The organism is Acinetobacter sp. NIPH 817, assembly GCF_000368405.1.
Classification (GTDB): Bacteria; Pseudomonadota; Gammaproteobacteria; order Pseudomonadales; family Moraxellaceae; genus Acinetobacter.
The window spans coordinates 3,170,524-3,193,276 of the sequence record NZ_KB849420.1 but is presented as its reverse complement, the minus strand read 5'-3'; the positions used below and the strand labels follow the sequence as shown (position 1 = coordinate 3,193,276).

General features: G+C 40.1%; 24 protein-coding genes. 9 read left to right on the top strand and 15 right to left on the bottom strand.

Translation table 11 applies throughout. The features are described 5' to 3' along the window. Positions 1–6 precede the first annotated feature (6 nt). The 10 genes from ssuC to ubiG form a co-directional block, all read right to left on the bottom strand. Positions 7–804 carry an aliphatic sulfonate ABC transporter permease SsuC gene (gene ssuC, locus F968_RS18615; protein WP_004795510.1) on the bottom strand — a complete coding sequence of 266 codons (798 nt, stop codon included), beginning with the start codon at positions 802–804 and terminating at the stop codon, positions 7–9. After that, complete coding sequence (gene ssuD / locus F968_RS18610; protein ID WP_004795508.1) at positions 801–1,976, bottom strand: FMNH2-dependent alkanesulfonate monooxygenase; 1,176 nt, start codon at positions 1,974–1,976, stop codon at positions 801–803. Before ssuD ends, ssuC begins: the two co-directional genes overlap by 4 nt. A gap of 26 nt (positions 1,977–2,002) precedes the next feature. Continuing rightward, entirely contained in the window at positions 2,003–2,986 is a 984-nt protein-coding gene (locus F968_RS18605) for a sulfonate ABC transporter substrate-binding protein (protein WP_004795506.1), read from the bottom strand. A gap of 72 nt (positions 2,987–3,058) precedes the next feature. After that, positions 3,059–4,027: a sulfonate ABC transporter substrate-binding protein gene (locus F968_RS18600; RefSeq protein WP_004795504.1), complete on the bottom strand. Its 969-nt coding sequence runs from the start codon at positions 4,025–4,027 to the stop codon at positions 3,059–3,061. Positions 4,028–4,361: 334 nt separating this feature from the next. Further along, positions 4,362–5,717 (bottom strand): amino-acid N-acetyltransferase, encoded by a 1,356-nt coding sequence (gene argA, locus F968_RS18595; protein WP_004795502.1) that lies wholly within the window; start codon positions 5,715–5,717, stop codon positions 4,362–4,364. Between the two features lie 120 nt (positions 5,718–5,837). Continuing rightward, entirely contained in the window at positions 5,838–6,167 is a 330-nt protein-coding gene (locus F968_RS18590; RefSeq protein WP_004640333.1) for an RcnB family protein, read from the bottom strand. Between the two features lie 240 nt (positions 6,168–6,407). After that, on the bottom strand, positions 6,408–6,821 hold the full coding sequence (locus F968_RS18585) for an RcnB family protein (RefSeq protein ID WP_004795500.1): 414 nt from the start codon (positions 6,819–6,821) through the stop codon (positions 6,408–6,410). 216 nt (positions 6,822–7,037) lie between these two features. After that, positions 7,038–7,784: a YciK family oxidoreductase gene (locus F968_RS18580; RefSeq protein ID WP_004795498.1), complete on the bottom strand. Its 747-nt coding sequence runs from the start codon at positions 7,782–7,784 to the stop codon at positions 7,038–7,040. A 69-nt stretch (positions 7,785–7,853) separates the two neighbouring features. Continuing rightward, the gene (locus F968_RS18575) at positions 7,854–8,555 is read right to left on the bottom strand and encodes an HAD family hydrolase (RefSeq protein WP_081399587.1); all 702 of its coding nucleotides are present in this window, start codon (positions 8,553–8,555) and stop codon (positions 7,854–7,856) included. Then, positions 8,552–9,265, bottom strand: a complete 714-nt coding sequence (gene ubiG / locus F968_RS18570) for a bifunctional 2-polyprenyl-6-hydroxyphenol methylase/3-demethylubiquinol 3-O-methyltransferase UbiG (RefSeq protein ID WP_003655787.1) — start codon at positions 9,263–9,265, stop codon at positions 8,552–8,554. Before ubiG ends, F968_RS18575 begins: the two co-directional genes overlap by 4 nt. A gap of 180 nt (positions 9,266–9,445) precedes the next feature. Here ubiG and F968_RS18565 point away from each other — a divergent pair, with 180 nt between their 5' ends. After that, complete coding sequence (locus F968_RS18565; RefSeq protein ID WP_004795495.1) at positions 9,446–10,063, top strand: thiol:disulfide interchange protein DsbA/DsbL; 618 nt, start codon at positions 9,446–9,448, stop codon at positions 10,061–10,063. 87 nt (positions 10,064–10,150) lie between these two features. Here F968_RS18565 and F968_RS18560 read toward each other — a convergent pair whose 3' ends face one another. Both F968_RS18560 and F968_RS18555 read right to left on the bottom strand, forming a co-directional pair. Next, positions 10,151–10,798 (bottom strand): TetR/AcrR family transcriptional regulator, encoded by a 648-nt coding sequence (locus tag F968_RS18560; protein WP_004795493.1) that lies wholly within the window; start codon positions 10,796–10,798, stop codon positions 10,151–10,153. Between the two features lie 137 nt (positions 10,799–10,935). After that, positions 10,936–11,574, bottom strand: coding sequence for a TetR family transcriptional regulator (locus F968_RS18555; protein WP_004795491.1), 639 nt, complete (start codon positions 11,572–11,574; stop codon positions 10,936–10,938). Between the two features lie 173 nt (positions 11,575–11,747). Here F968_RS18555 and F968_RS18550 point away from each other — a divergent pair, with 173 nt between their 5' ends. The 6 genes from F968_RS18550 (at position 11,748) to F968_RS20075 (ending at position 17,911) form a co-directional block, all read left to right on the top strand. Next, positions 11,748–12,773, top strand: a complete 1,026-nt coding sequence (locus F968_RS18550) for a ferredoxin reductase (protein WP_004795490.1) — start codon at positions 11,748–11,750, stop codon at positions 12,771–12,773. Between the two features lie 33 nt (positions 12,774–12,806). Next, positions 12,807–13,970: a fatty acid desaturase family protein gene (locus F968_RS18545; RefSeq protein WP_004795488.1), complete on the top strand. Its 1,164-nt coding sequence runs from the start codon at positions 12,807–12,809 to the stop codon at positions 13,968–13,970. A gap of 175 nt (positions 13,971–14,145) precedes the next feature. Beyond that, complete coding sequence (rph, locus tag F968_RS18540) at positions 14,146–14,862, top strand: ribonuclease PH (protein ID WP_004795487.1); 717 nt, start codon at positions 14,146–14,148, stop codon at positions 14,860–14,862. A gap of 133 nt (positions 14,863–14,995) precedes the next feature. Then, positions 14,996–15,130, top strand: coding sequence for a hypothetical protein (locus F968_RS20750; protein WP_262444575.1), 135 nt, complete (start codon positions 14,996–14,998; stop codon positions 15,128–15,130). Positions 15,131–15,151: 21 nt separating this feature from the next. Beyond that, positions 15,152–17,320: a phosphocholine-specific phospholipase C gene (locus F968_RS18535; protein WP_004795485.1), complete on the top strand. Its 2,169-nt coding sequence runs from the start codon at positions 15,152–15,154 to the stop codon at positions 17,318–17,320. 423 nt (positions 17,321–17,743) lie between these two features. Further along, complete coding sequence (locus F968_RS20075; protein WP_004795483.1) at positions 17,744–17,911, top strand: ABZJ_00068 family colistin stress protein; 168 nt, start codon at positions 17,744–17,746, stop codon at positions 17,909–17,911. On the opposite strand, the gene nadC is transcribed toward F968_RS20075, so the two are convergent. Further along, positions 17,908–18,753 (bottom strand): carboxylating nicotinate-nucleotide diphosphorylase, encoded by an 846-nt coding sequence (gene nadC / locus F968_RS18530; protein ID WP_004795481.1) that lies wholly within the window; start codon positions 18,751–18,753, stop codon positions 17,908–17,910. The genes F968_RS20075 and nadC overlap by 4 nt on opposite strands. Before the next feature lie 171 nt (positions 18,754–18,924). Between nadC and ampD the strand changes: the two genes are divergently transcribed. Further along, positions 18,925–19,494 carry a 1,6-anhydro-N-acetylmuramyl-L-alanine amidase AmpD gene (gene ampD / locus F968_RS18525; RefSeq protein ID WP_004795479.1) on the top strand — a complete coding sequence of 190 codons (570 nt, stop codon included), beginning with the start codon at positions 18,925–18,927 and terminating at the stop codon, positions 19,492–19,494. A gap of 72 nt (positions 19,495–19,566) precedes the next feature. Beyond that, on the top strand, positions 19,567–21,117 hold the full coding sequence (gene murJ / locus F968_RS18520; protein ID WP_171065158.1) for a murein biosynthesis integral membrane protein MurJ: 1,551 nt from the start codon (positions 19,567–19,569) through the stop codon (positions 21,115–21,117). A 47-nt stretch (positions 21,118–21,164) separates the two neighbouring features. On the opposite strand, the gene F968_RS18515 is transcribed toward murJ, so the two are convergent. Continuing rightward, positions 21,165–21,860 (bottom strand): BamJ family beta-barrel-assembly machinery protein, encoded by a 696-nt coding sequence (locus F968_RS18515; RefSeq protein WP_004795475.1) that lies wholly within the window; start codon positions 21,858–21,860, stop codon positions 21,165–21,167. A 50-nt stretch (positions 21,861–21,910) separates the two neighbouring features. Then, a complete protein-coding gene (locus F968_RS18510; RefSeq protein WP_004795474.1) occupies positions 21,911–22,636 on the bottom strand; it encodes a BamJ family beta-barrel-assembly machinery protein in 726 nt (241 codons plus the stop codon). Between the last annotated feature and the right edge of the window lie 117 nt (positions 22,637–22,753).

Sequence of the window (22,753 nt, the reverse complement as noted above, 5' to 3'; positions counted from 1 at the left end):
GCTCCCTTATTTCTGATATCCGGAGTGCCAACGTAATAAATAGCGTTCTAAAAGCTGGGCTAAAACATCGGCCAGTTTGCCTAGTAAGGCGTACAGAAGAATACCGACCAGAACGATATCTGTTTGTAAAAACTCACGTGCATTCATGGTCATATAACCAATACCAGCTTGAGCTGAAATGGTTTCAGCGACAATGAGCAATACCCAAACCAAACCTAAAGCAAAGCGTAGACCTACTAAAATAGAAGGCATTGCACTCGGTAGAATAATTTCTTTGTAGAGCTGCCAACGTGAAAGTCCGTAGCTTTTACCCATTTCAATCAATTGTGGGTCAACTGACCGAATACCGTGATAGGTATTAATATAAATCGGGAAGAAAACGCCTACTGCGACCAAAAATAATTTTGCTGTTTCATCAATACCGAACCACAAGATGACGAGTGGAATAAGGGCCAATGCTGGGATGTTCCGTATCATTTGCAGGGTCGTATCGAGCAAGGTAGAGGCGAAGCGTGAAGAGCCATTAAGTAAACCTAAGAGCAGACCTAAGCCACCACCAACCAAAAGCCCAAGCAAAGCGCGACCAGCACTGACTTTGACATGTTGCCAAAGCTCACCGCTAATGAGTAGATGCCAAAAAGCAGAAACCATAGCAGTGGGAGCAGGCAAAATACGGTTCTCTAAAAGACCCGAGCTTGAGGCAATTTGCCAAACAACCAATAGAACAATAGGGAAAATCCAAGGCAGCAAACGCTGCCCGATTTGTTTTGTTCCACGTGAAACAATACTTTCGTCTTTGCTCATGCAGGCTCCTTGACGGAACTATTTTGCTTCTTCTCGTCTGGAACATAGTTATTGGCAATAATTTCACCGAACGGACCGGTCAAATTTGGCTGAGCAAGTTTAGCTCGGGTCTCAATTGGTAATAACGGGAATACTAACTCTGCAAAACGGATTGATTCTTCAAGATGCGGATAGCCTGAGAAAATAAATGTATCAATACCTAAATCAGCATATTCCTGAATGCGGGCAGCAACTGTTTCTGGGTCACCTACAAGTGCTGTACCAGCGCCACCACGAACTAAACCAATACCTGCCCAAAGGTTTGGAGAGACCTCAAGCTTGTCTCGGTTACCGCCGTGGAGAGCAGCCATACGTTGTTGGCCTACCGAGTCCATTTGTGCAAATTTCTTCTGTGCAGCAGCAATAGTCGCATCATCTAGATATTGAATCAGCTCATTTGCCGCTGCCCAAGCTTGTTCGTTAGTTTCACGAACAATGACATGCAAGCGAATACCATAAGTTAATTTACGGCCTTTAGCCTCAGCTTTGGCGCGAACATGTTCGATCTTTTGTTTGACTGCTGCTGGCGGTTCGCCCCAAGTGAGATAGGTATCCACTTGTTCAGCCGCGAGGTCGACAGCGACGTCTGAAGAACCACCAAACCAAAGTGGTGGGTAAGGCTTTTGAACAGGTGGGTAAAGCAGTTTTGCATCATCCACCTGTAAGCGTTCACCGTGAAAGGTAAAAGCTTCACCCGTATGTGAGCGCGTCAAAATTTCACGCCAGATTTTTACGTATTCATTGGCTGTTTGATAACGGGTTTCATGGTCTTCATATAAACCATCACCACGTAGTTCAGTCTCATCACCACCAGTCACTAAGTTGAGTAACACGCGACCATTCGATAAACGGTCAAATGTTGCAGCCATACGAGCAGCCAAAGCTGGTGTTGTTACACCCGGACGTAATGCAACTAAAAACTTAAGGTGCTGAGTTGCATCAATCAGGCTAGCCGCCGTAATCCATGGGTCTTCACATGAACGGCCCGTTGGAATAAGTACACCTTCATAACCCAAATTATCTACCGCTACAGCAATTTGCTTCATATAGGCATGGTCAACCTGACGAGCGCCTTTACTTGTACCTAAATAGCGACTATCACCGTGGGTAGGAATAAACCAGAAAATTTTCATGTGCATTACCTATATGTCTATTGAAATTACTTGGCAATCCAAACAGCTTGTTTGATGCTGATTGGTTTTGGAATGATGCCTTGTTGAGTAAAGATGTCCGCGAGTTGCTGCTGCTCAGCAATCACTTTGCTGTTCAGCGGAGCGGCTGATGAAGGACGAGGACGGCGTTTAATAAATAAGTCACTGGTTGCAGGCTTCAGTCCTGTGCTTTGGCTAATGGCCGTTGCCGTTTCTGCTTGATGGCTTTGAACCCATTTGTCAGCTTGATTAATTTGTTTGATGAGTCCAGAAACAGCTTTCGGATGTTGTTTAACAAAATCTGGAGCTGCTAAATAAAATGTATAGTTCGGGCTTAAGCCTTTACCTGATGCAAGAACTCGAGCTTGATCTTCTAGTTGTGCTGAAGCGAAGTAAGGGTCCCAAATGGCCCATGCATCAACGGCACCTTTTTGAAATGCTGCGCGAGCATCGGCAGGTGTAAGCCAGATCGGAGTAATGTCACTCCAGTTTAAGCCTGCTTTACGTACAGCTTGTACAAGTAAGTAATGTGAACTCGAACCTTTTTGCAGCGCAATACGTTTACCTTTAAGGTCTTTCAGTTGTTTGAGCTGCGAGTTTTTAGGAACTAAAATTGCTGATGCTAGTGGTTTAGCTGCTTCATAGGCAATGTAATATAAAGGCTTTCCAGCTGCTTGTGCGTAGACAGGAGGGGTGTCCCCAGTAACTCCGACATCAAGGGAACCCACAGCCAAAGCTTCTAAAATTTGTGGTCCAGCAGGAAACTCATTCCAAGTAACTTTGGCATTTGGAAATTCTTGTTCAAATAGTTTTTGCTGTTTGGCAATCGCAAAATTAATTGAACTTTTTTGAAAACCAATGCGAAGTTCTTTTACAGTTGGATCAATGGCCCAAGCTGGCGCTGCGATTGTTAAACCTAATACAGTGACTGCACTGATGCGTTTAGCGAATTGTGCCCACTGACTCTTATTAAATAATGACTGATCTTGCATATTGATATCCTTGTTCCCCTTGAGGTTAGGCACAGCATTTATATGATTATTTAAGCTGTGCCCAAGCTGGGTTTATTTCAGTTTTAAGATGGCATCTTGAATAGTGAGCTTGTTAGGAATGAGCTTTTGCGCATAAAAGGCATCGGCTACTTGTTGTTGTTCTTGTGTCACCTTGTCAGAGATTGGCTGAACTCCAAAACCCATACGTGAAATGGAAGTTTTGAGTACATCAAACTCAAGTGCTGTAGGTTTTTCGAGTAGCTTCGCAGCTTCATCCTGATGTGAGCTCACCCATTCAGTTGTCTGGTTAAGGGTTTGCACAACTCTATTGAGAACTTTCGGATTATTTTCTGCAAATTTACGGTCAGCTAGATAGAACTGATGATTGCTTACTAAATTTTCACCTGTTGCTAAAACTCGAGCTTGAATTTGATGTTCAGCTGCTGCAAAGAACGGATCCCAAATGACCCATGCATCTACTGCACCTTTTTCAAAGGCAGCACGAGCGTCTGATGGCGGTAAATAAACAGGTTGAATGTCACTTAAGCTTAAGTTGTTGGCTTCTAGAACTTTTAATAATAGGTAATGAACATTCGAACCTTTATTAAGAGCAACACGCTTGCCTTTTAAATCTTTAATAGAGTGGATTGGAGAGTCTTTTTGTACCAATAATGCTTCGGCTTTTGGCGCAGCAGGTTGGTTTGCGACATAGACTAAATTTGGATTGGCCGCTTGAGCAAAAATAGGTGGTGCTTCACCTGCTTCACCGAGTGAAACGCTCCCTACATTTAAGCCTTCAAGCAATTGAGGGCCAGCAGGAAACTCAACCCATTTTACTTGCACGCCTTGTTCTTTTAGTACTTTTTCTAGGTCACCACGAGCCTTTAAAATAGGAAGAATGCCATATTTTTGATAGCCAATATTTAAAGTTGTGGTGGCCTGTTCCTCTTTTTTGGCACAACCACTTAACATCATCACTCCTGCAAGGCTGGCCGCGATGACTGAATATTTTGCCCATGAAGTGGTGTTGAAAAGTGCCATGAGATTTCGTGCTCCCCGAAAGAGAAAAAGAAAAAATAATTGGATGAGCAGATACCCTAAAGGGATTTTTATTTCAGAAAAAATAAGTATTCGGTCTTTATTTATGCAAAAAAAAGCTAAAAACAATAGGCTATAAACTTATGCAAAAAAGTGATTTATCTAATAGAAATATATTTAATAAATTAGGAGTAAGTTTATGTAAATAAAATAAAAAAATATTAAAACATTAAAAATAGAGATTTAAAAAAAGTACAACCATAAATGAATAGCGTTTATGGTTGTACTTTTTTAACTAAGCTTATCTGAAATAAGAATATCTTAAAAAGAGCAAAGGCTAGGGAAGCAGTTTTTTAAAGACTAAAGAATTCCTTTGATAGTTATAGAGCGCCTGACGGGCATTAGGTAACTCATCAACGCTGACTTGATGAAAACCATGTTCCAAAAACCAGTGAGCGGTACGCGTTGTTAAAACGAATAACTGACGAATACCTTGTTCTTTGGCTTTTTCTTCAAGGAATTGCAGAATTTGGCTACCACGATTTGATTTACGATAACTTGGATGTACCGCAACACAAGCGATTTCTGCCGATGTTGTTTCGTTAAATTCGGTTGGAATTGGATAAAGCGCAGCACACGCTAAGATCATGCCATCTCGTTCAATAACAGCAAACTGGCCAATTTCTTGTTCTAAACGCTCACGGGAACGATAAACCAAAATGCCTTCTTCTTCTAATGGGCGTAATAAATTCATTAACCCGCCCACGTCTTGAATATTGGCTGTGCGAACTTCTTCATAATGCGCGTCGGTAATCATGGTTCCTATACCATCTCGAGTAAATAACTCTTCGAGAAGGGCGCCATCATAGGCATAGGAAATGAGATGAACGCGGTGTACACCTGATAAAGACGCTTTTTTTGCTTGTTGCAAATGTAGGGTGAGTGTTGGACTAATGGTTTGATATTGTTGAATATAGTAGTCTAGTTGATGTGGGCTTAACTCACGTAATATTTGTTCATCTTCATTCAGAAGACCTTGTTGCTCTCCAAGAAAAATCAGTTTATCTGCTTTTAAATAAGTTGCAGTTTTGGTCGCAACTTCCTCTGCTCGTAAGTTAAAGACTTCGCCTGTAGTGGAGTAACCTGTTGGCCCCAGTAACACAATATTATGATTATCAAGGTGTCGTTCAATTGCATCGGTGTCTATTGAACGAACCTCACCTGTAAGCTGGAAATCCATGCCATCACGAATGCCATAAGGTTTAGCAGTCACAAAATTACCTGATACGACATCGATTCGAGCGCCGTACATGGGTGAGTTTGCTAAGCCCATAGAAAGCAATGCTTCAATTTCTAGGCGAATAGAGCCTACGGCACTCATGACACAGCTTAAAGATTCGCGTGTGGTAATACGGCTGTTGTCATAAAAAGGAGTTTCAATTCCTTTCTCTTTAAGATTTTGATTAATTTGCGGACGGGCACCGTGTACAAGAATTAAGCGAATACCAAGAGAATGCAATAAAGCAATATCATGAATGATATGTTCGAAATTAGGATGACGGACTGCTTCACCACCAAACATCAATACGAATGTTTTATCGCGGTGAGCATTAATGTAGGGTGCTGAATGTCGAAACCAGTGTACATAATGCTGGGGGTTATTATGCGACTTTTCTAAAGATTTGCTTGGCATACCGATCTCGAATCAACAGCAAAAAGATATAAAGATGATTCTAAACAAAAAAGATTAAAGCCGCATGTTTTAGATAAAAAAACACCCAAATCTAAGTTTGGGTGTTTAAATTTTTTTAAATTAGTGAACCACTCTAATGATTTTATGGCTTTGCTCGTTTACCAACACATAATTTCCGTTCACCTTGTACCATTTTTGGTAGCGACCTGGTTTCGTTAATTTTTGATGCTGACGATAGTCAATCACGTAACGTGAGTGTTGATATTCACGGGGTACAACTTGACCTGCTCGCCAAACATTACGATGGTCGTCTTTTTTGATCACTTTAACTGTTTTTACTTCATGGTTTTGGTAGTTGCCATGGTGATTATGATCATTTGGTGCTGCCATTGCTGTTGTTGCAACTAAACCACTAAGTGAAAGAACAATCGCTGTTGTTAATTTTTTCATTGTAAACCTCGAGTGATGAATTAAATTTCAATAACTAAAGATTAGTGAATAATTACAGATAAATCGTGGAGGCTACGAAGAATAAATGTGAAAACTAACGATGAAATAAGAAGAAATTAAGAAAATACGAAATATTAGAATATAAAAATCTATTTATTTTTTAAATATATAATTAATAAAAAAAGGATAAAACCATAAGGCTTTATCCTTTTTGCTCAGCGATAGCGAGGTTCTATCGCTTTAAAAACCACGAATACTCACAATACTATTAGAATCAGTATCGACTAAAATATAGTCATTGTTGATTTTGTACCATTGCTGATTACGGTCTGGTTTTGGCAAGTTACTATCTTTATAGTCGACTTTATAGCCATTGCCACGATAGTGCTGTGGCATAACATAGCCAGGTTGCCAGCGATGTTGTTTAAGCCGTTCAAAACCACGTTCTTCGCGCATACGGCGCTCGTCACGGACACGATCTTCATCATGATCACGTCCAAATCCTGGCCCACGATCATTCCATTCACCGCGTGGTCCTCCACCTTTAGGACCTTTGGGGCCATGGCCTCGGTCAAAAGGAGGATCAGCAAAGCTCGCCATACTTGTGGTGAGTACGGCTATGGAAAGGGTTAAGATTGTGAACAACTTTTTCATGATGCATCCTCGTTTACATCTGATGTCTCTCATGTTGAATACTCTACGCGCAAAATGCAGAGAAACTGTGAAGATCATTTAATGGTTCAATTAAAATTACGGATAGATCAAGAGTTTTTATCAATCATAAAAAAGGCTTGAATATATCTTTTCAGGTATAGGCAAGCCAGATTTGATGATCGGCTGTAATTTTCTTTAGCTTTTCATCTTTAACTTTTAATCCTGTGCATCAATACTTTGACCATTGAGCGCCAAGCTATCTTCACCCATTAAATAGAGATAAGCAGGCAAGATCGACTCTGGTGTAGGTAGTGTTTTCGGATCTTCTTGTGGATAGGCTTTAGCACGCATTGCAGTACGCGTTGCACCTGGATTAATGCAGTTAAAACGGATATTCGGATAAGTATGTTCCGCTGCAAAAATTTTGCTCACCGCTTCAATTGCAATTTTTGAGACAGAATATGCGCCCCATAAAGCACGTGCTTCACGGCCTACACCCGAACTGGTAAATACAACAGAGGCATTTTCTGATTTTTGCAAAAGTGGTAATAATGCTTGAGTTAAAGCAAAAGGCGCGCGTAGGTTAACTGCCATGACATCATCCCAAGTTTCGGTTGGATAATGTGCTAGCTCTACGCGTTCACCTAAAATACCTGCATTATGCAAAATACCGTCTAGGCGTCCAAACTGCTTTTCGAGCGTATCAACTAAAAAGTCATAATCACGGTCAGAAGCACTCGAAAGTTGTAATGGTAAAATTGCTGGTTGCGGCGCACCCAGACTTTCAATTTCATCATAAATAACTTCAAGTTTATTTAAGGTTCTACCATGCAGTACAACAGTTGCACCATGTAGGGCATAAGTCAGAGCGGCAGCTCGCCCAATGCCATCGCCAGCACCGGTGATTAAAATAATTCGATCTTTGAGTAGATCCGGACGAGGTTGGTATTCTGAATATTTCATTGGTAAACCTCCTTCTTTTTATATTGATAAAACAAAGAACTGTTAAAAAAAGCCTATAAAACTCTTATGTTAACTTATCATACGCTGATTTTCCTGTAGAGCAGGAAGCTTTTGACGTAACATATGGTGTAATTCTGTCACCGTATTTACAATCGAATCGGCCTGCCATGCAGCGAGATCATCACGATGTTCGATTGGTAAATAGCCATATGCAGCCAAAATAGTATACATATCGGCATTGCGACCAGCATCAATATCACGTGGATGGTCACCCACATAAATAATTTCATTTGCTGGGATATTTAACTGTTTAGCCGCCAAATACATTGGTTCTGGATCTGGCTTGGTTTTACTGACATCTTCAGGACACACCAAAACCGCACAGCGTTCTGTCAGATTTAACTTTTCTAAAAGAGATTCACTTAATCCGCGTGGTTTATTGGTCACAATACCCCACGTAATTTGCTGAGCTTCTAACTCTTCTAAAAGTGGATACATGCCTTCAAATAGGTCTGTATCAACCACAATATTATTGCCGTAAATATCTAAAAAGTTTTGACGATGTGCCAAGAAAATTGGATTGGCCACATCCAGTTCTGGATAGACCAATTTAACCATCGCACGTGCACCTTCAGAAACCTGAGTGCGAATGAGATCTGCATCAACAACTGGGCGTCTTTCATCACGGCACATTTGCTGAATAATCCGAATGAAGTCGGCAGCCGTATCGATAAGAGTACCGTCTAAATCAAATAAAACAGCTTTCATCATGCACCTGTATTTATCGTGTGAACCATATAATTAACGTCAACATTTGGTGCTAACCAGTAATGCTTAGTCAGTGGGTTGTAGTGCAGTCCTGTCATTTCTTTTAAAGTAAGACCTGCATTACGAATGTCATGTGCCATTTCAGATGGTCGAATAAATTTATGATAATCATGTGTACCTTTTGGCAACATGCGTAGTACGTATTCTGCGCCAATAATGGCAAATAAATAAGATTTTGGGTTACGGTTAATGGTTGAGAAGAACACATGGCCACCCGGTTTAACCAAAGCCTGACAAGCTCTTACAATAGATGCTGGATCTGGAACGTGCTCCATCATTTCCATGCAAGTTACCACATCGTATTGACCGGCTTGTTCTTGTGCTAATTCTTCTACAGGAATTTGACGATATTCAATATTTTGAACATTGTCTTGTTGAGCATGCAAACGGCCAACAGCTAGCGGTGCTTCTCCCATATCAATACCAAGTACATCTGCTCCACGACGTGCCATGCTCTCTGCCAAAATACCGCCACCACAACCGACATCAAGTACTTTTTTACCAGCAAGGCCGCCTACACGCTCATCAATCCAGTTTAAACGTAGTGGATTAATTTGATGAAGTGGGCGAAATTCAGAATGTTGATCCCACCATTTGGCAGCAAGTGCTTCAAACTTTGCGATTTCTTGTAAATCAACATTCAATTGCGACATGGTGCTACCTCTAAACTTGGGTTATCTTTTTGGATATAGTTCGCCGTTAGTGTAGCGATTATTGGGAAAAAAGCGATAAACCCAATAAAAAACTTCACAGAAGCAAAACGAATTTAGCATATTTGTTTTATATTTAGAGCATAAGCTAATGCATAACAACTTAGAGGAAAAGCTGTAGCAATGAAAAAATTGGTTTTGGGTGGTTTAAGCGCAGCAATTATGGCCGTATCAGGTAGTGTAATGGCAGCAGATTTTGTTGCTGGTAAAGACTACACTGTGATTGCCAATCCAGGCAAAGTGGAAGTTCCGGGGAAAATCGAAGTTCGAGAGTTCTTTTGGTATGGATGTCCACACTGTTTTAAACTTGAACCGCATATGCAAACGTGGTTAAAACAGATTCCTAATGATATACGTTTTGTACGTACGCCAGCTGCAATGAATAAAATGTGGGAACAAGGGGCGCGTACCTATTACACATCTGAGGCATTAGGTGTACGTAAACGCACGCATTTACCATTGTTCCATGCGATTCAGGTGAATGGTCAGCAAATTTTTGATCAGGCTTCCGCTGCGAAGTTCTTTACTCGTTATGGCGTGCCTGAACAGAAATTTAATAGCACTTACAACTCATTTGCTGTGACTGCAAAAGTTGCCGAGTCAAATAAACTTGCTCAACAGTACCAATTAACAGGTGTTCCTGCGGTTGTCGTTAATGGTAAATATGTTGTGCAGGGTGAAGATGGTAAAGTTACTCAAGTTCTTAATTATTTAATTGAGAAAGAACGTAAAGCAAAATAAGTTGTTTAGGCTTTACTTCAAAAATGGGCTTCAAACGAAGCCCATTTTTATATTTAATTTATCGTTAATTATCACGAAATATTTCAATTAATTTTGTGGGTTTTCATCTTCAATTTGAAAATTTAAAACATCAAAATTAGCTGTTTGGGTCGGTAGTGATAATGCCTGATTAATATATAAATTAATTAATTTTTGGCGAGAACCAATAGAGCGCTGGTAATAGGTAGAATTTAAAAGCAGTGATGCACCATAAGTCAGTGACCAGATATAAGACAAATAATCACGGATCGACATATCATAATTTAATGATTTTAAATAATTTTCTGTAATATCTTTAATTGCTAAAATACGCTGTTGGCGGATTTCATAAAGCTCTTCGAAAAGATGCTTCAACTTAGACTCTGTCATTGTCAGATTTTCTTCAAGTTGGTGCAATAAAATGGTTTTTCCTGGCGTAAGCAAATGGTGAAGCATGTAATGAGGGGCATACTCTTTGAAATCTGTATTATATTTTTTAGAAATTTCTAAAATTTGCTTTTCATTTTGAATAATGAGCTCAAGTAGAAGCTCATTTTTGCTTCTAAAATGCTTATAAAGTGTGCCTTTAGCAATATCTAGCTCAGCCACTAACTCATCTAGAGTAATTTCCTGATTGTTTTCTAGTAACAACTTTTCTGCCACGCTCAGAATTTTTTCTTTGCGCATCAAAAACTGTGTATGACGATCAAGATTCATAGGTATTCCCACACCAGTTTGGCCTAACTAATAATTTACTTCCTGTAAAAAGAAAAAGACTTTTCTCGAAATTTTTAGCCTTTTTCTTTCTCTCTTTACGTATTACCACATAACCTGTTTTTTGTCATTTGCCGCTTCTACCGTTCCCAGTTTGCAATCCCTCTAAAGAGTAGGCGAACTTGTGTAGAAGCATTTTCAATAAAGGCAGCTTGTTGCAGCTTGAGCTGTTCACCTTGATATTGTTTTGATAGGTTGAGCCACGTCATTGCCCATGTAAATGACATATTGGTCAAAATGGTAGATAAGACATTTAAGTCTTGAGGCTCTTGAATATGTTTAAAATTTTCGAGTTTAGTAAGATCAGTTGTTAGATCTTCAATTAGAAATTCGATTTCTCTAGCAATGGCTGCACGAACCGTTTCTGAGCCGCCCCAACGCTCGGAAATCATAAATTGCCACTGCTTAGGGCTATGATTTACCGCCTGAACAAATAGCTCAATGCTGGTCTGAGTTTTGGTCGATTTATGTTGTAAATAACTTTGACCTAATTGGTGCAAAACACTTTTTAAATGTAGGGCAACTTGGTCAACCAATTCTTTACCGAGTTCATCCATGTCTTGAAAATGACGATAGAACGCTGTCGGTACTAAACCAACTTCACGTGCAACTTCACGCAAACTGATACTACTGAACGAGCGCCCAGACGTGCTCAGATGCAAGGCTGCATCTAGAAGTGCTTGACGACTTTGCTGTTTTCGTTCATCCCGTATCGACATTAAAAGAACCTATTTAAACCGTGAGCCAGAGTCTAACAAAAAAGAGCAAACTTTCATAAAAAAAATAGTGAACAAGTGTTGACTGAGTGAACAGTTATAAATATAGTGTACATATGTTCACTATACGAACATGTGTTCACTCAAATAAATAGCCAGATACAAAAGAGGAACGTATGAACGCAACACTTAGTTATCAGCCACATTTGGTCCGAGAAGATTTCGTTGATTTTGTTTTGCAGAAAATTAACGTGACTTGGGCTTGGAAAAGGGTACTTGCAGAAGTTACTACTGTTCAGTCTCTACATACTGATATGGTGCTTATCAAGCTTAAACCGAATCGTAATTTTAAGTTCGATCAGGTACGTGCTGGGCAAAGCATTCTATTAACACTACTGATAGATGGAGTTTACCAACAGCGTAGTTATTCAATTATTGAAGTAACTCCTCAAGGTGAAATCTCTTTAGGTATTAAAGTACAAGGCTTGGTGTCTAGTGCAGCTCAACGATTACATGTTGGAGAGTGCATTGAGATTTCACAGCCACAGGGTGATTTTACTTTGCACCAAGGCCAACAGCCTGCAATTTTAATTGCATCAGGTAGTGGTATTACTGCAATTTATTCACTTTTGCAGCAAGCTTTGAAGCAGCAGCTTAAACAGATTCATGTCATTTATTTTAATCGTGCAGAAATTTTTCATGCTGAATTAAAAGCTTTGTCAGAAAAGCATCCAGAGCTTCACTATCATTTTTTTAATACTGCTGAGCAAAAGCAGCATTTAACTGAAGGCCTATTGCAAAAGTTAGTTCCTGATTACGCACAGACTGCAACGTATGTGTGTGGACATCATGGCATGATGCAACAGGCAAATGAAATTTATGCGCAACAAAGTGCCCAGTCGCAACTTCATCAAGAATTTTTCATGCCTGTTCAAATCGAACAGTCTAATGAAGCACAACCCATCGTATTTCGTCGTTCACAACAAAACTTTATTGCCACGACAACATTATTAAGCAGTGCAGAGCAGGCTGGCTTACGTCCACAGCATGGTTGCCGTATGGGTGTATGCAACCAATGTACGTGTACCAAAGTCAGTGGTGTCACCCAGAATATATTAACAGGCGAAATTGACGATCAACCAAATCGTGCAATTAAGTTATGCGTGAACCAGGCATTAAGCCCAGTCACTATTGATCTATAAAAACAAACATAAAAGAGATTTGAGGATACCATTATGAATATGGCAGTAGAACTTAAAGCAACATCAAAATCGGCACATTTAACTCCAGAGCAAACAGAAGCTTTTGGTCGCCGTATTGAAGAAATTCGTCTTGAAGTGATGAAAGATCTCGGGGAAAAAGATTCAAAATATATTTACAAAGTACGTAATTTTGTACGCTACACCGAAATTGCATCACGTGGCATGTTGATGTTTGGTGGTTGGATTCCACCAGTATGGTTGTTGGGTACGGCTATGCTGGGCGTATCTAAAATCGTTGAAAACATGGAACTCGGTCATAATGTGATGCATGGTCAGTTTGACTGGTTAAATGACCCGACGCTTAACGGTGCAACCTATGACTGGGATACGGTGTGTACTGGTGAAGATTGGAAATACACCCATAACTATAAGCATCATACCTATACCAATGTGTTTGGCATGGATCATGATATTAGCGGTTATGGTGTGATGCGCATGAGTCGTGAGCAAAAGTGGGAAACCCGTTTTTTATTCAACGTGCCAATGGGTTTTGTATTGTCAACGGGTTTTGAATGGCTACTGGCGTTACAACGTCTAGAAATGGAAAAAGTGTTGTTTGATGGCACCAAAACTTGGAAAGAAGTATATGTAGAATCTAAAAATCTACGTAAAAAAATGGTACGTCAGTTTGGTAAAGATTATGTACTGTTCCCACTCATTGCAGGACCAATGTTCCTGCCAGTATTGGCTGGTAACTTTTTTGCTAACTTGATCCGTAACTACTGGGCATCGACCGTGATTTATTGTGGTCATTTCACAGAAGACTCTGAAATTATCACTGACAATATTGATAATGAAACCAAAGCAGAGTGGTACTTACGCCAGATTCGTGGTTCAGCAAACTTTACTGGCGGTAAAATTATGCATTTCTTGAGCGGTAACTTGAGTCATCAAATTGAACATCATTTGTTTCCCGATGTACCTGCCAACCGCTATCAAGAGATGGCACCTAAAGTACGTGAAGTTTGTGCAGAGTTCGGTCAACAATACAATACCGCGCCCTTTGGATCTCAAATTTTGAGTGTGTATAAACGTCTGGCTGTTCACTCTTTACCTGACAATGTAGTTGATCGTTTGGTGGCGACCAAGCGGAACTTTGTTGAGGCGGTGAAAGGCATGTTTGGCAAAGCTGCTTAATAAAGATAGAGCACTATTTTAGGCATTTCAAATAGCTCCTTTTTAAGGGGCTATTTTTATTTTTGTGTCATGAAAAGTGCCGACTTACATTTGAAAGTAGGGAATAAACTCAACCTGTCAAAATCCTTTGCTATACTATGCCCAAGTTTGTATTTAAGAGAAGTTAGGAAGGATTATGCGTATTGACCAACGTGCATTAGACCAATTACGTGAAGTGAAAATTACACGAAACTACACCCGTTATGCTGAAGGTTCTGTGCTGGTCGAATTTGGTCACACCAAAGTCCTTTGTACTGCAAGTATCGATAATTCAGTTCCACGGTTTTTAAAAGGGAAAGGACAGGGCTGGGTCACTGCTGAATATGGCATGTTACCGCGTTCAACACACTCACGTTGTGATCGTGAAGCAGCGCGTGGTAAACAGTCGGGCCGCACACAGGAAATCCAGCGCCTGATTGGTCGTAGCTTACGTGCTATGGTCGATTTGAAGAAGCTTGGAGAAAACACAATTACCATCGACTGTGATGTGATCCAAGCTGATGGTGGTACGCGTACGGCTTCAATCACTGGCGCGGCTGTAGCGTTAGTTGATGCGATGAATGTTTTGTTATCTCAAAAGAAAATTAAGCATGATCCGCTTAAAGGGTTAGTTGCTGCAATTTCTGTAGGTATGTATCAAGACGAAGTATTGCTTGATCTTTGCTATGAAGAAGATTCGAACTGTCAAACTGACTTAAATGTCGTAATGACACAAGCAGGCGAATTTATTGAAATTCAAGGTACTGCCGAAGATAAACCATTTACTCGTGCACAAAGCAATGACATGTTAGAAATGGCTGAAAAAGGGATTGCAGAGCTCATTAAAAAGCAACAAGAAGCTTTAGGCTGGTAATTTTACCCTTTCTAAAAAACGCATCTTCGGATGCGTTTTTTTATGTATTCATCAAATCGACATAAAAACATCACTTGCCTGTCACTTTTTCACTTTATTAGTAGTTCGCATTTAAACCGTTTGGAAAAAACCAATGCGAAAAATTTCACTTCTATTAATTACTTCTTTAGCACTTTTACTGAGTGCTTGTAACGATGATAACGACCTAGATAATTCATCGCCAACAACACCGCCAACCAGTAATTGCAAAATGCACTGCGCACCATAATAAGAACTTAGGATAGAACTAATGAATCGTCGCGAATTTCTTTTAAATTCTACAAAAACCATGTTTGGGACCGCTGCTTTGGCAAGTTTCCCATTGAGTATTCAAAAAGCGCTGGCTATTGATGCCAAAGTTGAAAGTGGAACTATTCAAGATGTTAAGCACATCGTGATTTTGACTCAGGAAAACCGCTCATTCGATAATTATTTCGGAACACTAAAAGGCGTGCGTGGGTTCGGTGACCGCTTTACTATTCCAATGACGGAAAGTCGAAAGGTTTGGGAGCAATATGATGCCAAGAAAAATAAAGTATTGCCGTACCATCTCGATAGTCGTTTAGGAAATGCTCAGCGTGTTTCAGGAACTCCTCACTCATGGTCTGATGGCCAAGCAGCTTGGGACAATGGTCGCATGAGCGACTGGGTGGCTTATAAAAAACCGCAGTCGATGGGCTACTACAAAAAACAGGAAGTCGAATATCAGTTTGCTTTAGCCAATGCTTTTACGATTTGTGATGCTTACCACTGTGCCATGCATGCGGGAACTAACCCGAACCGTAAATTTATCTGGACCGGAACGAATGGCCCTACAGGTGCAGGTGTTGCCAGTGTGGTAAATGAATTTGATGGGATTGGGCCATCAACAGAAGGTTATGAATGGACGACGTATCCTGAGCGCTTACAGCAGGCTGGCGTAACATGGAAAGTTTATCAAAACATGCCGGATAACTTTACTGATAACCCGCTTGCAGGCTTTAAACAATATCGCCGTGCAAATGAACAATCGGGTCAGCCTGTCAGTAACGACACGCCAACATGCCCTGCATACGATGAAAAAATCGATGCGACTCAACCACTTTATAAAGGTATTGCTAACACTATGCCGGATGGTGGTTTTTTGGGAACCTTTAAAACTGATATTGCACAAGGTAAATTGCCGCAAGTGAGTTGGTTAGTCGCTCCTGCAACTTACAGTGAACATCCAGGACCATCTAGTCCTGTGCAGGGGGCTTGGTATATTCAGGAAGTATTAAATGCATTAACTGAAAATCCTGAACTCTGGAGCCAAACCGTTTTATTGGTGAACTTTGATGAGAATGATGGTTTCTTCGACCATGTTCCTTCACCAAGTGCACCGTCTAAAGATATAAGCGGTGTTGTATATGGAAAAACGACTTTAACTGATCAGCAAATATCTTATGAGTACTTTAATCATCCAGCAGTAGCGACTTCAAAATCTCAACCTAAGCCAGATGGTCGAGTGTATGGGCCGGGTGTGCGTGTTCCAATGTATGTGATTTCACCGTGGAGCCGAGGGGGATGGGTGAATTCACAAGTGTTTGATCATACGTCTATTTTACAGTTCTTAGAAAAACGTTTTGGTGTGCAAGAGCCAAATATTAGCCCATATCGCCGTGCCGTATGTGGTGACTTAACGACGGCTTTTAACTTCAAAACACCAAACCTCATGCCTATAGCCCAATTAGATGGGAAGAAAACAAAAGCTGAAGCCGATGCGATTCGTGTTGCTCAAGCCTTATTGCCACAAGTTCCTGTTCCGAGTCAGCAACAATTTCCTCAGCAGGAAATGGGAATTCGACCATCGCGTGCTTTGCCATATATTTTACACACCAGTGCCAAAGTCGATGCCACTCAAAAAACTGTAAAGCTGATGTTCTCAAATACGGGTAAGCAGGCAGCTGTTTTTCATGTGTATAACCGATTAGATCTTACGGTAGCTCCTCGTCGCTATATGGTTGAGGTGGGTAAACAGCTTGATGACGTGTGGAATACTATAAATGGCCAGTACGATTTATGGGTACTTGGTCCAAATGGTTTCCACCGCGCGTTTGAAGGTAATCTGATCCAAGCCAATCAAACTCAAGCATTACCAGAAATTAGAGTGTGTGTGGAAGAGTGTGACGCGAATTTGTATTTAAAAGTTCGTCACGATGGTAATAAGTCAGTCAAGCTTAACGTCAAAGCAAATGCTTATCTTCCAAATAAGACATGGACTATAGAAACGAATAGTTCTGAAAAAGAATTAGTTTGGGATATGTCTGAATTTGGAGGTTGGTACGACTTCACTGTGACTTTAGCTGATGATGCTACTTTCAGCCGCCGTTTTGCAGGACGTATTGAAACCCAAGAAGATTCAATTTCTGATCCATATATGGGGTATTTAGAGTCTTAAGTTGCTGTAATGCATGAATGTTAAGATGAAGTCTTAGGTCGATCATTATTTTAAATTAGTTAGCACGACGGAGTCTTATCATTTATTCATCCAGTGGAAGTAGCTAATTCGTTACTTTGGTTTCGCCCAAAGCAAGGTACGTAATAAAGATTAATTAATCTTTATTACGTACCGAAGGGCAATGGCAGACTTAATAACATTCTTGCGCTGCGACAAAGCTATAATCGCTTTGTCTTGCTCAGGTTGTAGATGACATCTCGCACAATCTAATGTTGGGAAATATAAATGAAGAGAGTTAATAACTTGTCGTATAGATGAATAATAAAAATAAAGGCTTACCTTTTGTAACAGAATCTCCTAAGCCTCGTCATATTTATCTTTTACCTTGAAACACTGTTTTTTTAAAAGTAATGGGGAAAATTTATGCTACAAGGTTTTATTGTATTATTAGCAGTAGTTACATTTATTTTAATGGCTGCCGACCCGCGTGATAGTGGGGCACAAGCGACTCAGTCAGCATGGCAAAAAACACAAGCGGCAGACATGACCAAGTCGCAAAAAAATACCAATAATGATGCAGATTTTATCTAAGCATTAAAACGCATTGATAAATCAACAGCTCTAACGTCTTTAGTCAATACACCCATAGAAATGTAGTCAACACCAGTAGTGGCAACTTCGCGCAAGTTTTCAACCGTGATATTGCCTGATGCTTCGAGTTTACAACGGCCTGCAACATGTTTTACAGCATCAATCATTTGCTGTTGACTGAAGTTGTCGAGCATAACAATGTCTGCACCAGCTTCAAGCGCTTGATTTAGCTCATCCCAAGTTTCAACTTCGACTTCAACAGGTTTACCCGGTGCAATTTGATGTGCTTTTTCAATTGCCTGAGCAATACCGCCCGCTGCCATAATATGATTTTCTTTAATTAAGAATGCATCAAATAAACCGAGACGATGGTTCTGTCCGCCACCAATAGCCACAGCATATTTCTGTGCAATACGTAAGCCTGGTAAGGTTTTACGCGTATCGAGAAGTTTTGTATTTAAACCTTCAAGATGTTGAACATATTCAGCAGTTTTTGTTGCAACAGCAGACAAAGTTTGAATAAAGTTTAAAGCAGGGCGCTCTACAGTAAGTAAGCTACGTGCAGAACCTACAAGTTTTAAAAAGGCTTCATTTGCAGCAACACGGTCACCTTCTTGTTTTAACCAAGTTACCTGTACAGTATTGTCATAAGCTGAGATGAGTGCATTAACCCAAGGCTGGCCAGCTAAAACCATATCTTCACGGCTAATAATGGTCGCGGTTGCCTGCTCATCTTCAGGTGTGAGCATCGCGGTAATGTCACCGTCCCCAATATCTTCTTGTAATGCTTGTTGAATATTGATTTGAATTGATTGTTCAAGCAAAGACTGAGGTATGCTCATACGGTTTCCATTTTGTAGATGACCCTAAAACTTGCGATATATTAGCACCGTCGACTTTAAAAATAAGCTGTTTTATGAGATTAATCGTGATAAACAATCGCATTTACTGCTTTGAAAAGTAGATAACTGCTTTAAACTAAAACAATTGGCAAGCAATTTATTGGCATCTCAATGAAGCAAATCACACCGTATGAAGTTATAGATGGACAATTAAAAGGGGCGAGACAAATCCCTTCTCCAAATTTTAACCAGCGGCCGACTGGTACCGAAATTCAAATGATCGTTGTTCATAATATTAGCTTGCCACCGTCTCAATTCGGAGGTGGATATATTGAGCAGTTTTTTCAAAATAAATTAGATTGGTCAGTGCATCCTTATTTTCAGACCATTGAAGGCATGCAAGTTTCTACACATCTGTTAATTTTACGAACAGGTGAAGTCCTACAGTTTGTTAATTTTAATGATCGGGCATGGCATGCAGGACGTTCGAGCTATTTAGCCAAAGTAGAATGCAATGATTATTCAATTGGGATAGAGCTTGAAGGAAGTGATGATTTACCTTTTGACGAAGTACAATACGAAGTATTAACCGATGTGGTTAAGGCTATTCGTCAGGCTTATCCCGAAATTAAAAACCATATAGCAGGGCATTCAGACATTGCACCCGGCCGAAAAACTGATCCGGGACCTTATTTTAAATGGCAGCACTTTAGACAACTGTTAGTTCAGAAAAAAAGTTGAGTTCATTCATCATTTCACAACGAAAAGATTTTCTAGTTTCATTACAATAGCGTCTTTCGAATATAGCTGTAGGTGAGTACGATGGCATTGTGGCGATCGACTTTTATTGTCAGTGCAATGACGATGTTGTCACGAGTGTTAGGGCTCGTGCGTGATGTCGTATTGCTCAACGTGTTTGGTGCGGGTAAAGATTTTGATACCTTCGTCGTCGCTTTTCGTATTCCCAACTTCTTTCGACGATTGTTTGCCGAAGGCGCCTTTTCTCAGGCCTTTATTCCAGTATTAACTGAATATAAAACAGGTCGAGCACACGCTGAAGTACAGATCTTGATTAGTCGGGTATTTGGTTGCTTGCTAACAGTGATGACCTTACTGACTTTCGTGGCTATGGTTTTAGCACCCGCGATCATTTATATGTACGCACCGGGTTTCCATAGTGATCCTGAAAAGTTCGATTTAGCAGTCAGCATGTTCCGGTTAACCATCCCTTATTTATTATTTATGTCACTAACTGCTTTTGCTAGCAGTATTTTAAATAGTTATGGTTCATTTGCTTCACCAGCTTTTTCACCCGTTTTACTGAATGTCGCGATGATCGCAGGCGCATGGTGGCTTACGCCGTATATGGCTGAACCCATCAAAGCCTTAGGTTGGTCAGTGGTGGTGGCAGGGATATTACAGTTAGCTATACAAATTCCTGAATTGTGGCGTAAAAACCTACTGATTCCACCTAAAGTTGATTTTAAACATGAAGGTGTAGAACGCATTTTGAAATTAATGCTTCCAGCATTATTTGGGGTATCTGTTACTCAGATTAACCTGTTATTAAATACGATTTGGGCCTCTTTCATGCAAGATGGTTCAGTGTCTTGGCTCTATAGTGCAGAGCGTATGACTGAGTTGCCGTTAGGTTTAATTGGTGTTGCCATTGGTACAGTGATTTTACCTTCACTTTCTGCCCGTCATGCAGAGCAAGATCAAGCAAAGTTCCGCGGTATGATCGACTGGGCTGCAAAAATTATTGTATTAGTTGGCTTACCAGCAAGTATTGCCTTATTTATGCTTTCTACACCGATTATTCAGGCATTATTCCAACGTGGTGAGTTTGACCTCCATGATACACAAATGACAGCGCTTGCATTGCAATGTATGAGTGCAGGCGTGATTTCATTTATGCTGATTAAAGTCTTTGCACCAGGTTTTTATGCGCAGCAGGATACCAAAACACCCGTACGTGTCGGTTTAATGTCAGTCGCAGCGAATGCTATTTTAAACGTTATATTTATTGGTTTCTTTAAGCTGATTGATTGGCAGGCAGAGCATATGGCACTTGCATTGGCATCTTCAGGCTCGGCTTTGGTAAATGCGGGTCTACTCTACTTCTATTTACACAAACGTAATATTTTCCGATTTGATTCGCATTGGAAAAAATTAGGGCTTCAATATGGTTTGGCAAACCTTGCCATGGTTGCAGCACTTTGGTTTGCATTAAATTGGTATAACGGTGAACTTTCACAGTGGTTACGTATTGCCGAAGTAGTGGGATTGTGTGTTGTCGGCGTAGTTGCTTATCTGGTCGTTTTAATCATCACCGGTTTTCGTCCTAGAGACTTAAAACACTAAAATAAAAAAGCGATCTTAAATGATCGCTTTTTTTATATCTAATAAATTTATTTTGGTAAAACTTGTAGTAATTCAATATCAAAAATTAAAGTACTATTTGGACCAATCGTGTCACCAGCACCGACTTCACCATAAGCAAGATTGGCAGGAATAAAGAAACGGGTTTTTCCGCCTTCTTTCATGGTTTGTAGACCTTCTGTCCAACCTGCAATGACTTGGCTGAGCTGAAACTCAACTGGATGATTACGAGCAATAGAACTATCAAATACGGTTCCATCTAGTAAACGACCTTCATAATTCACTTTAACGCGAGAGGTAGCTTTCGGTTTTTGTCCATTACCTTCTTTTAACACTTGGTATTGGAGACCAGATTTAGTCGTTATCACACCAGATTTTTTTGCATTGTCAGCAAGAAATGCCGCACCTGCTTGAGCATTTAGTTGACCTGTTTTTTGAAACTCGACGAGTTGTTTGGCTTCTAATGTTTTCTTATAGTCATTAATCGCTTTTGCCATTTCTTCATCAGTTAAGCGTGCTGTTTTACTTTGAGCGCCTTCTTGGAGACCTTGGTAAAAAATATCAAGATTCAGATCTGTTAGTGCATCCGTATTATTACGACCCATTAAATAGCCATAACTATAACTAAATTGTTCTTTTGCTGGACTTTTATTCGTTATAGGAGTTGCAGCAAAAATAGATAAACTCATTGTTGATGCTGCAATCATTAAACCGATTTTTTTCATGCTGTTTTCCAAAAAAAAAGGAGAGTAATGTTCTACTCTCCTGAATGTTTTTATTTCACTGAAATAAGTTCTACATCAAAAATCAGTGTACTGTTTGCTGGAATGCCAGGAACTTCCTGAGGACCATAGGCAAGATTTGATGGAATGAAGAAAGTCGCTTTACCGCCTTCTTTCATCAATTGAAGTCCCTCAGTCCAACCTGGAATTACTTGATTAAGAGGGAACTCAACTGGCTCACCGCGTTTATAAGAACTATCAAAAACCTGACCGTTAATTAAACGACCTTCATAATGTACTTTAACAACTGACTGAGCTGTTGGCTGTTTGCCAGTACCTTCTTTAGTAATGATATATTGCAAACCAGAAGCGGTTGTTTTTACGCCAGCTTTTGATTTATTTTCTGCAAGGAACTGCGCATCTGCAGATTCAGGAGTAGCATCAGCAGCTTGTTCCGGTTTATTTTGTTGCTGCATTTTTTGTTGCAATTCTTTTTCATAAGCCGCTACAGCAACTTTTAACTCTTCTTGAGTGTAAGCACTTGGCTGCTTGCTACGAGCATCATGAATCCCTTTCACAAATGCTTTTGTATCTAGCTCAGGTGGAGTTTGCTGAGCAACTTCATATCCAAGAACATAACTGATTTTTTCAATTGGAGAGGCATTCTTATTTGCCTTGCTTCCGACTTCTGTGGTCGGATGTTGGCTTGCATAATATATTGGTACAAGTGCAGCACCGCCTAAAACTACAGCGACAGCAATGGGTAAGGCTTTACTCATAAAAGGTTCCAAAAATAATCATTTGAGTCTAAAAGGCTGCTTTTGATCTTAGCATGCTTAAGCATAGAATGTTTAAGAAAAAAAACGAGTGGTTTTTTATATATTTTAGTTAGTTTT

Excerpts from the sequence above, each read along its gene's own strand:
- ssuC (WP_004795510.1), bottom strand. The coding sequence starts at position 804 with ATGAGCAAAGACGAAAGTATTGTTTCACGTGGAACAAAACAAATCGGG.
- F968_RS18580 (WP_004795498.1), bottom strand. The coding sequence starts at position 7,784 with ATGAAATATTCAGAATACCAACCTCGTCCGGATCTACTCAAAGATCGA.
- rph (WP_004795487.1), top strand. The coding sequence starts at position 14,146 with ATGCGTATTGACCAACGTGCATTAGACCAATTACGTGAAGTGAAAATT.
- F968_RS18555 (WP_004795491.1), bottom strand. The coding sequence starts at position 11,574 with ATGTCGATACGGGATGAACGAAAACAGCAAAGTCGTCAAGCACTTCTA.
- F968_RS18550 (WP_004795490.1), top strand. The coding sequence starts at position 11,748 with ATGAACGCAACACTTAGTTATCAGCCACATTTGGTCCGAGAAGATTTC.
- F968_RS18600 (WP_004795504.1), bottom strand. The coding sequence starts at position 4,027 with ATGGCACTTTTCAACACCACTTCATGGGCAAAATATTCAGTCATCGCG.
- F968_RS18535 (WP_004795485.1), top strand. The coding sequence starts at position 15,152 with ATGAATCGTCGCGAATTTCTTTTAAATTCTACAAAAACCATGTTTGGG.
- F968_RS18515 (WP_004795475.1), bottom strand. The coding sequence starts at position 21,860 with ATGAAAAAAATCGGTTTAATGATTGCAGCATCAACAATGAGTTTATCT.
- F968_RS18560 (WP_004795493.1), bottom strand. The coding sequence starts at position 10,798 with ATGAATCTTGATCGTCATACACAGTTTTTGATGCGCAAAGAAAAAATT.
- nadC (WP_004795481.1), bottom strand. The coding sequence starts at position 18,753 with ATGAGCATACCTCAGTCTTTGCTTGAACAATCAATTCAAATCAATATT.
- F968_RS20075 (WP_004795483.1), top strand. The coding sequence starts at position 17,744 with ATGCTACAAGGTTTTATTGTATTATTAGCAGTAGTTACATTTATTTTA.
- F968_RS18585 (WP_004795500.1), bottom strand. The coding sequence starts at position 6,821 with ATGAAAAAGTTGTTCACAATCTTAACCCTTTCCATAGCCGTACTCACC.
- F968_RS20750 (WP_262444575.1), top strand. The coding sequence starts at position 14,996 with ATGCGAAAAATTTCACTTCTATTAATTACTTCTTTAGCACTTTTACTG.
- F968_RS18590 (WP_004640333.1), bottom strand. The coding sequence starts at position 6,167 with ATGAAAAAATTAACAACAGCGATTGTTCTTTCACTTAGTGGTTTAGTT.
- F968_RS18545 (WP_004795488.1), top strand. The coding sequence starts at position 12,807 with ATGAATATGGCAGTAGAACTTAAAGCAACATCAAAATCGGCACATTTA.
- F968_RS18565 (WP_004795495.1), top strand. The coding sequence starts at position 9,446 with ATGAAAAAATTGGTTTTGGGTGGTTTAAGCGCAGCAATTATGGCCGTA.
- ssuD (WP_004795508.1), bottom strand. The coding sequence starts at position 1,976 with ATGAAAATTTTCTGGTTTATTCCTACCCACGGTGATAGTCGCTATTTA.
- F968_RS18605 (WP_004795506.1), bottom strand. The coding sequence starts at position 2,986 with ATGCAAGATCAGTCATTATTTAATAAGAGTCAGTGGGCACAATTCGCT.
- F968_RS18575 (WP_081399587.1), bottom strand. The coding sequence starts at position 8,555 with ATGATGAAAGCTGTTTTATTTGATTTAGACGGTACTCTTATCGATACG.
- argA (WP_004795502.1), bottom strand. The coding sequence starts at position 5,717 with ATGCCAAGCAAATCTTTAGAAAAGTCGCATAATAACCCCCAGCATTAT.
- F968_RS18510 (WP_004795474.1), bottom strand. The coding sequence starts at position 22,636 with ATGAGTAAAGCCTTACCCATTGCTGTCGCTGTAGTTTTAGGCGGTGCT.
- ampD (WP_004795479.1), top strand. The coding sequence starts at position 18,925 with ATGAAGCAAATCACACCGTATGAAGTTATAGATGGACAATTAAAAGGG.
- ubiG (WP_003655787.1), bottom strand. The coding sequence starts at position 9,265 with ATGTCGCAATTGAATGTTGATTTACAAGAAATCGCAAAGTTTGAAGCA.